Below are 1,631 nucleotides of genomic sequence, written 5' to 3'. Positions count from 1 at the left end.
TTCGTATTATAAGGTTAGCCAGATAAGAAAATATTTCTGGTTGACCTTTTTTTATATGGTCTTATTATAACAGTAGCCAGGGTAGAACGTAACTGCTCGTGGGGCATTGATCCCGTCAACTAAACCGTTCGCCCCCTACTTGTAGAAACATGATTGAGGCTGGTTGGGACTTAGATCTCGTATAACAAGCGAAGCTATGATACTGCAAGGAGGATTAGGGGTTACTGGTAAATTAAAAGTCTAGGAGGAGATTCAGAATGAATCCAGTCATAGGTCTGGATGTTTCAAAGGGAGAAAGTCAGGTTCAAGCATTTCTTGATAAGGGGAAACCATTTCGTAAGAGTTTTAAAGTTAGTCATACCTTGGAGGGGCTTGCTTCGCTTAGAGAATTCCTTGAGGAAGTGAAAGAACAATCAGGTGTAAAACCATCAATTATTTTAGAGTCAACAGGGCATTATCAAACACCAGTTGTTCATTACTTAGAGGAACGTGGGTACTTATTAATTATCATTAATCCACTGATTTCTTATAAAGCGAAAAGTTCTAGTTTAAGGAAGGTTAAAACCGATGCAGTTGATGCTTATCACCTCTGCGAGCTGTTTTACAAAGAAGAGTTAGAACCATATAAAAAGCGTGGAGTGCAACTCTTAAACCTCCGGAATCTTACAAGACAACATGAAAATATAACAGGTACACTTATTCAAACTAAATTACAATTTCAAGCCATTCTTGATCAAGTGTTTCCTGAATATAGAGGCGTTTTTGGTGATTTGTATTCAGTGGTTTCACTGTTAACTTTATTAGAATTTCCATCTTCAGAGGACATTTTAAGCACAAGTGAAGAGGCACTAACTGAAAAGATTAATGAGCTTTGTAAAAGTCGTTCAATAAGGTGGGCAAATGAAAAAGCAAATGAACTTATAGCTGCGGCAAAACGTAACCCATTCGAAAAGACTATTTACCAGAGTCATATTCTAAGCCTTGGTATGTTTATCAATATTATTCTTCAATACAAAGAGCACCTATCAAAATTAGAGTCAGAGATAGATGCCCTTGCCAAAGAAGTTGAAGAATATAATATTATCAAATCTATCCCTGGTATCGGAGAAAAAATCGCGGCAACGATTATCTCTGAAATAGGTGAGATAGATCGATTTGATAACCCTAAGAAACTTGTAGCTTTCGCTGGTGTTGATCCTAGTGTATTCGAGTCTGGTAAGTTTACAGCTACCAGAAATCGAATTACGAAACGAGGTTCAAGTAGGCTTCGTCATGCTTTATATATGGCCGTCCGCTGTGCCATACGCGATTGTCGCAAGAAGAAGACGAGTGATGAAATCATTCCTCGTAACAAGAAACTACGTGAGTTTTATGATAAAAAGCGTGAAGAAGGTAAACCTTTTAAGGTAGCTGTTATTGCATGTGTAAATAAGCTCTTACATTGGATCTTTGCCCTTTTAAAAAGTAGTTCAAGTTTCCAAGATATAGATTAAGAGTTTTATCTGACTAAATACAACAAAACCTTCCAATAATGTACTTAGGGAAGGTTATTTAGTATGTCTATTTTTAGTATAGCATGTGGTTTTCAAGATTTTTATAGAAAAATATTGACAAACTATTAGCTGGTTTAG

1 protein-coding gene is annotated in these 1,631 nt (G+C 36.4%); it reads left to right on the top strand.

Annotated features, from left to right (window positions below; all coding sequences use genetic code 11):
• The first annotated feature begins 257 nt into the window (after nt 1–257).
• Complete coding sequence (locus tag ACNSTQ_RS22995; RefSeq protein WP_418202051.1) at nt 258–1,493, top strand: IS110 family transposase; 1,236 nt, start codon at nt 258–260, stop codon at nt 1,491–1,493.
• The last annotated feature ends 138 nt before the right edge of the window (nt 1,494–1,631 follow it).

Source organism: Alkalihalobacterium sp. APHAB7, from assembly GCF_048323755.1.
Classification (GTDB): Bacteria; Bacillota; Bacilli; order Bacillales; family Bacillaceae_F; genus Alkalihalobacterium.
Note: the sequence above shows the minus strand (reverse complement) of the source record. Positions and strands in the feature narration are given on the sequence as shown.